9 protein-coding genes and 1 pseudogene are annotated in these 8,196 nt (G+C 71.9%); 7 read left to right on the forward strand and 3 right to left on the reverse strand.

The window, feature by feature from the left end; translation table 11 throughout:
* The 5 genes and pseudogenes from R6V09_RS40120 to R6V09_RS40140 form a co-directional block, all read left to right on the forward strand.
* Window positions 1–772, forward strand: a pseudogene (locus R6V09_RS40120) (NAD(P)/FAD-dependent oxidoreductase); the annotation flags it as partial.
* A gap of 91 nt (window positions 773–863) precedes the next feature.
* The gene (locus R6V09_RS40125) at window positions 864–1,706 is read left to right on the forward strand and encodes an SDR family oxidoreductase (RefSeq protein WP_317886421.1); all 843 of its coding nucleotides are present in this window, start codon (window positions 864–866) and stop codon (window positions 1,704–1,706) included.
* A 54-nt stretch (window positions 1,707–1,760) separates the two neighbouring features.
* Window positions 1,761–2,609 carry an isocitrate lyase/PEP mutase family protein gene (locus R6V09_RS40130; RefSeq protein ID WP_317886422.1) on the forward strand — a complete coding sequence of 283 codons (849 nt, stop codon included), beginning with the start codon at window positions 1,761–1,763 and terminating at the stop codon, window positions 2,607–2,609.
* A 16-nt stretch (window positions 2,610–2,625) separates the two neighbouring features.
* Window positions 2,626–3,324 (forward strand): SDR family NAD(P)-dependent oxidoreductase, encoded by a 699-nt coding sequence (locus R6V09_RS40135; RefSeq protein ID WP_317886423.1) that lies wholly within the window; start codon window positions 2,626–2,628, stop codon window positions 3,322–3,324.
* 104 nt (window positions 3,325–3,428) lie between these two features.
* Window positions 3,429–4,310 carry an LLM class F420-dependent oxidoreductase gene (locus R6V09_RS40140; RefSeq protein WP_317886424.1) on the forward strand — a complete coding sequence of 294 codons (882 nt, stop codon included), beginning with the start codon at window positions 3,429–3,431 and terminating at the stop codon, window positions 4,308–4,310.
* A 74-nt stretch (window positions 4,311–4,384) separates the two neighbouring features.
* Here the strand turns inward: R6V09_RS40140 and R6V09_RS40145 are convergent, their stop codons facing one another.
* Window positions 4,385–4,948 carry an NADPH-dependent FMN reductase gene (locus tag R6V09_RS40145; RefSeq protein WP_317886425.1) on the reverse strand — a complete coding sequence of 188 codons (564 nt, stop codon included), beginning with the start codon at window positions 4,946–4,948 and terminating at the stop codon, window positions 4,385–4,387.
* A 102-nt stretch (window positions 4,949–5,050) separates the two neighbouring features.
* On the opposite strand from R6V09_RS40145, the gene R6V09_RS40150 reads away from it, so the two are divergent.
* On the forward strand, window positions 5,051–5,731 hold the full coding sequence (locus tag R6V09_RS40150) for a TetR/AcrR family transcriptional regulator (protein ID WP_317886426.1): 681 nt from the start codon (window positions 5,051–5,053) through the stop codon (window positions 5,729–5,731).
* A gap of 7 nt (window positions 5,732–5,738) precedes the next feature.
* On the opposite strand, the gene R6V09_RS40155 is transcribed toward R6V09_RS40150, so the two are convergent.
* Together R6V09_RS40155 and R6V09_RS40160 are read right to left on the reverse strand one after the other, a co-directional pair.
* Complete coding sequence (locus R6V09_RS40155; RefSeq protein ID WP_317886427.1) at window positions 5,739–6,875, reverse strand: FAD-dependent oxidoreductase; 1,137 nt, start codon at window positions 6,873–6,875, stop codon at window positions 5,739–5,741.
* A gap of 40 nt (window positions 6,876–6,915) precedes the next feature.
* Complete coding sequence (locus tag R6V09_RS40160; RefSeq protein ID WP_317886428.1) at window positions 6,916–7,590, reverse strand: TetR/AcrR family transcriptional regulator; 675 nt, start codon at window positions 7,588–7,590, stop codon at window positions 6,916–6,918.
* Between the two features lie 128 nt (window positions 7,591–7,718).
* On the opposite strand from R6V09_RS40160, the gene R6V09_RS40165 reads away from it, so the two are divergent.
* A partial coding sequence (locus tag R6V09_RS40165; RefSeq protein WP_317886429.1) for a LacI family DNA-binding transcriptional regulator occupies window positions 7,719–8,196 on the forward strand: 478 nt, incomplete at its 3' end.

An 8,196-nucleotide genomic window follows, 5' to 3' on the forward strand; every position in this document is an offset into this window, starting at 1 on the left:
CCGCCGCCGGGTGGGCTCGGACATCGGCTACGCGACCTGTCTTTTCCGCCGGGAGCCCGGACAGCGGCTGGCCGGCGTCCGCGCCGCGCACTCCACCCGGACCCTGCGCTCCGGGAAACCGGGTGCCAGTTCCCTCAGCCCGGTCGAGGACGGCCGCTGGATCGCCCTGACGACGGGCTTCGCCGACGACCGGCCGGGACGCTGCTACGACGAGTTCGTGGCGCGCTGCACGGCGGACGTGCCGCCGATGCGGGAACTGGTGCGCGACTGTGAGCCGCTCGGCGATGTGGCCGTCTATCGCTTTCCGGCCAGCGTCCGACGGGACTTCCACCTCCTGGGCCGCTTTCCGGCCGGGCTCGTCGCGCTGGGCGACGCCGTCGCTTCGTTCAACCCGGTCTACGGCCAGGGCATGACGGCCGCGGCACTGCACGCCGAGGCGCTCGACCAGTGGCTGCGGTCCGCTCCCGACCTGCGCCGGCCGGCCGGTCCGTACTTCAAACAGGTCACCGCCGTCGTGGACAACGCCTGGGAGACGTCGGCCGAGCAGGATCTCCTTCTGCCGCACGTGGCAGGGAAGTTGACGGTTAGTCAGAAAGCGAAGCTGTATCTGCGGGACCGGCTGATCGACGGCTGCATCACGGACATGGAGGTGCACCGGATGTTCCTCGACGTCGTGAACATGCGCACCGGTCCGCATGCGCTGCGGCGGCCCTCGATCCTGTTCCGCGCGCTGCGCGCACCCCGGCGCCGGTCCGCGCTGCCGCGCGGTTGATAGGCTAAAAAAGCACGATCGACCGTTCGTATTGTATGGCAGCATGCAGATGCCAGTCAGACAGGCGGCAACGCACAGGAAGGCTTCGAAGATGCCGGACCGCACATGGTTGATCACGGGCACATCGACCGGCATCGGGCGTGCCCTGGCCGAAACCGTGCTGGAGCGCGGGGACCGGGTCGCGGCCACGGTCCGTACGCCCGGGACACTGGCCCCGCTCGCCGAGGCCGCGGGCGACCGGCTGCTGCCGCTCACCCTGGACATGACCGACCCCGAGGGCATCACACGGGCGGTGGAGCGGACCCGGGCCGCGTTCGGGCGCATCGACGTGGTGGTCAGCAACGCCGGATACGGCCTGTTCGGCGCCGCCGAGGAGGTCACGGAGGAGCAGATCGAGCGGCAGCTCGGCACCAATCTGCTCGGCCCCATCCGGCTGGCCCGCGCCGTGCTGCCCCAGCTGCGCGCCCAGGGCGGCGGCCGGTTCGTGCAGATCTCCAGCGTGGGCGGATTGACCACGCTGCCGCACCTGAGCCTCTACCACGCGTCCAAGTGGGGCGTGGAAGGCTTCTTCGAGGCCCTGCGCTCCGAGGTCGAGCCGTTCGGTGTCCAGGTCACGCTGGTCGAACCCGGCACCGTCCGCACCGACTTCGCCGGTCGCAGCGGAGACTCGGCCGTACCGCTGGACGCCTACGCCGACACCCCGGCCGCGCTGGTCCGCCAGGCCATCGAGCACGGCGCGGTCCCGGCCCCCGGCGACCCGCGCAAGGTCGCCCGTGCCGTCGCCGACCTGGCCGACCAGGAGCGGGCCCCGCTGCGGCTGGTCCTGGGCAGCGACGCGTTCGCACTCGTCCAGGACGCCCTTCGCCGCAGGCTCGGCGAACTGGAGGAGCAGAAGGACGTCGCGCTCTCCACGGACGTCGACCTCCCGGCCTGACCCGCACCGCCCCCGCATCCGCACACCGACCGCACGATTGCCGAGGTATCCGCCATGGCACACCCCCTCAACGCCAAGGCCACCCTGTTCCGTTCGTTCCACGCCGAGGGTGAGCTGCTCGTGCTGCCCAACGCCTGGGACGCCTGCAGCGCCGTGGTGATGGAACGCGCCGGCGCCACCGCCGTCGGCTCCACCAGCGCCGGCGTCTCCTGGTCCCTGGGCCGCCCCGACGGCCAACGGCTGACCCGGGACGAGATGGCCGCGGCGGTCGGCCGGATCGCCGGTGCCGTGGACATCCCGGTCACCGCCGACATCGAGGCCGGCTACGGCCCGACCGCCCAGGACGTGGCCCTCACTGTCAACGCGGTCGCCCGGGCGGGCGCCGTGGGCGTCAATCTGGAGGACGCCCCGGGTTCGGACGGGGAGCGTCTGATCGCCCCGTCCGCGCAGGCCGAACGGATCGCGGCGGCCCGCGCGGCTGCCGCCGACGCCGGCGTGCCCGACCTCGTGATCAACGCCCGCACCGATGTGTACATGGCCCAGGTGGGCGAGCCGGACGAACGCTTCGACCTCGTGCTGGAGCGTGCCAAGGCCTACGCCGAGGCGGGCGCCGACGTGCTGTTCGTGCCGCTGCTCCTCGACCCGGGCACCCTGAGCCGCCTGGTGGCCGAGGCACCGCTGCCGATCAGTGTCATGGCGTGGCCGGGCGGCCCCACCGTCGCCGAGCTGAGGGCGACCGGCGTACGCAGGATCAGCGTGGGCACCGCGCTGGCGCAGGTGGCCTACACGGCGGCGGACCGCGCGACGCGCGAGCTGCTGACCGAGGGCACCTACGAGAGCGGTGCCGACGCGCTCAACGTGTTCGAACTGAACACGTTCCCCCGTTTCCCGTCGGACCAGTGAGGAAGAGGCAGCGGACATGGCACTGATCATGGTCAGCGGCGCGACCGGTGGCATCGGCTCCGAACTCGTACGCCTGCTGCGTGAACGAGGCGACGAGGTGGTGGCCGTGGGCCGCGACGCGGAGAAGCTCAAGCGGCTCGACGCCCGCCCGCTCGTGCTGGACTTCACCGACCCCGCCTCCATCGAGCCCGCGGTGCGGGAGGCCGGCCTCGACCGGCTCGACGCGGTGATCCACGCGGCGGGAGTCATCCACCTCGCCGGCCTGGAGCACGCGACCCCCGACTCCTGGGCGGGCCAGCTCGCCGTCAACCTCACCGGCCCGGCCGAGCTGACCCGCGTCACCCTGCCGGCGCTGCGCGCGGCCCACGGCCACGTCGTCTTCCTCAACTTCTGGGCGGGCCCGACCGCCAAGCCCTATTGGTCGGCCTACGCCGCGAGCAAGTTCGGCCTCAAGGCGCTGGCGGAGTCGCTGCGCGGCGAGGAGGCGGGCAACGGCGTACGCGTGACATCCGTCTTCCCCGCGTGCGTGGCCACACCCATGCAGCGGGCCGTGCGGGAGGGCTTCGGCTTCCCGTACCAGCCGGAGACCCTCAACCAGCCGGACGAGGTCGCCGGGCTGATCCTCACCGCGCTCGACCTGCCCGCCAACACCCGCCTCAACGACCTCTACCTGGGCCTGGGCCCGGAGGGCTATCCACCCGGCTTCGCCGCCTGAGAGCTGATGCCCCGCACGCGGAACGCTTGACTTCGAGAACGCTCGAAGACCTACCGTCACGGGAGACGGCGAAGGTCCGGGCGAACTGCGAAACGGAGTCGGACATGCGGGTCGGTGTGCACATCAACCGGTTCAACCATCCCGGAGGGCCCGCGGCGGTCGGGCCCGAGCTGGCCTCGGCGGGCGCCGCGGCCGAGGCGGCGGGCGTCAGCTGGCTCTCGGTGATGGACCACTACTTCCAGATGGAGTTCAACGGCGGTGCCGAGGACGCCATGCTGGAGGCCTACACGACGCTGGGCTTCCTGGCCGGCAACACCTCCACGGTCCGCCTCGGCGCGCTGGTGACCGGTGTGACGTACCGGAATCCGGGGCTGCTCGCGAAGATCGCCACCACCCTCGACGTACTGTCGGGCGGCCGGGCCACCCTCGGCATCGGGGCGGCCTGGTACGACCGTGAGCACCACGGTCTCGGTGTGCCCTACCCGCCGGTCGCGGAGCGTTTCGAGCGGCTGGAGGAGACCCTGCGGATCTGTCTGCAGATGTGGGACCCGGAGGCGAACGGCCCCTTCGAGGGGAAGCACTACCGGCTCGCCGAGACCCTGTGCGTGCCCGCGCCGGTCAGCAGCCCGCACCCCGAGATCATGATCGGCGGCGGTGGGGAGAAGAAGACGCTGCGGCTGGTCGCCCAGTACGCCGACGCCTGCAACCTGATCGTGTCGACGCCGGACGAGCTGCGGCACAAGCTCGACGTGCTGCGCGGGCACTGCGACCGGCTGGGGCGCGATTACGACCGTATCCGCAAGACGATCGTCCACACCGGCGAGTCGGTCACCACGGGGGACACCGAAGCCTTCCTGCGGGAGATCGCCGGCTTCACGAAGCTCGGGATCGACACGGTGATCCTGGGCCCGCGCACCGGGGAACCGGCCGAGTGGATCGAGCGGTTCGTGGCGCCCGCGGTGCCGCGCCTGGCCGGACTGGACTGACCCGAACCGACGTGAAAGGGGCCGGAGTTCCTGTGGACTCCGGCCCCTTTCGACGGTGAAGCGGGGTGCCTCGATCAGGCGGCGACGGCCTCGCCCGCGTGGCCCTTCAGCTGGGTGAGGACCTCGGTCAGCTGGGTGACGACCTCGGCGTCCTCGGACGGGTGGGTCTCGGCGAAGCGGGTCACGGAACCGGGGATCGAGAGCTTGAGCTCCTCGATCACCTTGCCGCCGGCGATGCCCACGGCCTTGCGGGCCTCGTCCTGCGCCCACACGCCGCCGAACTGGCCGTAGGCGGTGCCGACCACGACGACCGGCTTGCCGCCGAAGCCGCTGGCGCCGTAGGGGCGGGACAGCCAGTCGATGGCGTTCTTCAGGACGGCCGGGATGGTGCCGTTGTACTCGGGGGAGAAGAAGAGGAACCCGTCCGCGGCACCGGCGGCGGCGCGCAGCTTGGCGGCGGCGGCCGGGACGTCGCCCTCGACGTCGATGTCCTCGTTGTAGAACGGGATGTCCGCGAGACCCTCGAAGATCTCGATGTCGGAGCCCTCGGGCGCGAACTTCACGGCGGCCTCGGCGAGCTGGCGGTTGTGCGAGCCGGCACGCAGGCTGCCGACGAGCGCGAGGATACGAACAGACATGGGGACTCCAAGGGGGGCTGAAACACTGTTGTAACGATCCGGACCGAGGTCCGTTTAGAAGTTGTACCAGCCTAAGCGGACCGCGGTCCAGTTTTGTTCCCGGTGCTTTACGCTGTCTTCATGTCCAGCGCCCTGCCACCCTTTCCGAAGCCCGAGGAGTCCATAAGCGAACCCCAGTTGCTGGAGGTCCGCTCCTTCACCGACGAGCCGTGCCTGCGCGCCGACGCGGCCCGCAACCGGGCCAAGCTGCTGGAGGCCGCCGCCCGGCTGATCGCGGAGCACGGGGTGGCCGGCGTCACCATGGAGGCCGTGGCCGGCGCGGCCCAGGTCGGCAAGGGGACCGTCTTCCGCCGCTTCGGCGACCGCACCGGCCTGCTGATGGCCCTGCTGGACCACTCGGCGAAGACACTCCAGGCGGATTTCATGGGCGGACCGCCGCCGCTGGGCCCCGGAGCCCCGCCGGTCGAGCGGCTGCGGGCGTTCGGTGTGGCGGTCCTGTACCGCTCGGCGGAGCAGCTGGACCTGCAACTGGCCGCACAGCCGGATCCGACCCGCCGGTTCTCCCACACCGCGCTCCTGGCGCTGCGCACCCACGTCACGATGCTGCTCCGGCAGATCCTGCCGGACGCCGACTGCGAACTGCTCTCCCAGCCGCTCATGGCCTACCTCGACCCCGCCCTGATCAACCATCTGACCAGGCAGTGCGGGATGCCCATGGAGCGCCTTGAGGCCGGCTGGGTCGACCTCGTCGCCCGTGTGACCGGTACGCCGTCGCCCTGCTGAGTCCGGCTCAGCCGAAGGAGGCGAACATGTCGAGGATGCCCTGCGGGGCGTCGTCGCGGAACATCAGCTCCCCGCTCGCCGCCGAGTCCGCCGCCGACTCCTCGCTGCGCGGGAACAGCTTCTCCTCGTAGGCGGCGAGCGCGGCCTCGGCGTCGCCCGGGTGCGCGGCCAGCGCGAGTCCGAGTTCGGCCGCGTCGAGCATCGCCAGGTTGGCGCCCACGCCCGCGAACGGGGACATCAGATGGGCCGCGTCGCCCAGCAGCGTGACCCCGGGCACCCGGTCCCAGCGGTGTCCGACCGGCAGCGCGTGGATCCGCCGCGGGGTCAGCGGCCCGTCGGCGTCGCCGATCAGCGCCCGCAGGCTCTTGTCCCAGTCGGCGAAGTGCCCGAGCGTGTACCCCTTCGCCGCCTCGGTGTCCGTGAAGTCGACGCCGTCGAACTCGTCCTCGGGGACGGCGAGCGCCACATAGATGTGCAGGCTCCCGTCGGTCTCGCGGTGTCCCAGGAAGCCCTTGCCCGCGCCGAGCGCCATCAGCATGCCGCCGCCGACGACCTCGGCGCTCACCGGATGCCGCAGGTCGGCGTCCGGCAGGTCCGCCTCGACGAACGAGATGCCGGTGTACGCGGGCCGCGCGTCCGAGAGCAGGGGCCGCACCCTGGACCAGGCGCCGTCCGCGCCGATCAGCAGGTCGGTGGTGAAGGAAGTGCCGTCCGCGAGCGTCACCTCGTGCCGTCCGCCGTCCAGCGGGCGGGCGCCGGTGACCTTCGCGCCCCAGCGGACGGTGCCCTCGGGCAGGGAGTTCAGCAGCAGGTCGCGCAGCTGGCCGCGCTCGATCTCCGGGCGCCTGCTGGTGCCGTCGTCCGGGTCGTCCAGCAGGACCGTGGCGGCCCGGTCGAGGACGCGGGTGGCCTCGCCGCCCGTGTGGACCAGCGCGCGGAACTCCTCGTACAGGCCGGCCGCGCGCAGCGCCGGCTGGCCCGAGTCGTCGTGGATGTCGAGCATGCCGCCCTGGGTGCGCGCGGCGGGGGAGGCGTCGAGGTCGAGGACGGCGGCCTCGACGCCGTTGACGTGCAGGACCCGGGCGAGCGTGAGCCCGCCGAGTCCGCCGCCGATGATCGCGATGGGGTGGTGGGGGGTGGTCATGGTGAACCTCCTTGAAAAGGGCGGGAGTTGAGGGGAAGCGTCATTCAGGTACGGCGGTCCGCTCGATGCCGGCGATCAGCGCCTGGAATCTCCAGGACAGGCGGGCCTCGTGCGCCCCGGACAGCAGCTCGCCGGAACGGGCGGCGATGTGCGGGTGGGTCCGGTCGGAGACGTTGCGCAGGGCGTCGGCCAGGGCGTCCCAGTCGTCCTGGGTGCTGCCTTCGGCCGAGTGCTCGCAGGCCGTCGCGGTGGCCTGCTGGAGCAGCAGGTCCACCCCCCACGCGGCCTGCGCGGGCGGGACGCCTCCCTCGTCGAGCAGGGCGAGCAGGGTCTCGATCAGGTTCAGGTAGTGCGGGCCGCTGGGCCAGGCCGTCAGCGCCGAACGGGCGAGGCTCGGGTGCTCGAAGAGCATCGCGGTGTACGCGGTGAGCACCCGCTCCACGCGCTCGCGCCAGGAGCCCTCGGCCGGGACGGGCCCGATCGCGCCGAGCAGTTCGTCCAGGACCGCCGCGTGCAGTTCCGCGGTGTTGCGGACGTACACGTACAACGAGGCCGGACCGGTGTCGAGCTCCTGGGCCAGGCGCCGCATGGTGACCTTCTGCAGACCTTCGGCGCGCAGCACCGCCACGGCGGCGGCGACGATCGCCGCCCTGCTCAGGGCGGGTTTCGCCGGGCGTTCACGGCGGCTGCGCGGGGTGTCGGGGCGAGCTGTCATGCCTCCACAGTAACGAACATGTTCGCTCCGAACAAGTTCGTGGCGAACATGTTCGTAAAATCCCGGACCATGTTGCCGTCGTGACGACCGTTCCCCCGCCGCGCTGCCCGCCCCCGGCTTCTGCCAAGATGCCGTACGTCATGGTGCAGATACCGAAAACGCCCGCAGCCCCGTCGCCCGCACCGCGCTCCGTCCCCACGAGCGCCGATGTGGCCCGCCTGGCCGGCGTCTCACGCGCGACCGTCTCCTACGTCCTCAACAACACCAGCGCCGTACGGATCAGCGAGCCCACCCGCCGCCGCGTCCACGAGGCCGCCAAGGAACTCGGGTACGTCCCGCACGCGGCGGCCCGCAGCCTGCGCGCCGGACACAGCCGCATGGTGCTGATGCCGGCGCCTCCCATGCAGGTGGGACTCCTCTACAGCCAGTTCATCAACGATCTCCAGTGGGCGCTCAGCCGCCTCGACTACACGGTCGTCCAGCACGGTTCCGTCGGTCTGCGCGGCGACGAGGCCGCCCGTGCCTGGGCCGAACTGCGCCCGGTCGCCGTCCTGGTGCCCGGCGCCGGAATCGGCCCGCAGGGCGTCGCGGTCCTCAAGCGCTCCG

The sequence above is a fragment of the Streptomyces sp. W16 genome, assembly GCF_033194735.1.
Classification (GTDB): domain Bacteria; phylum Actinomycetota; class Actinomycetes; order Streptomycetales; family Streptomycetaceae; genus Streptomyces.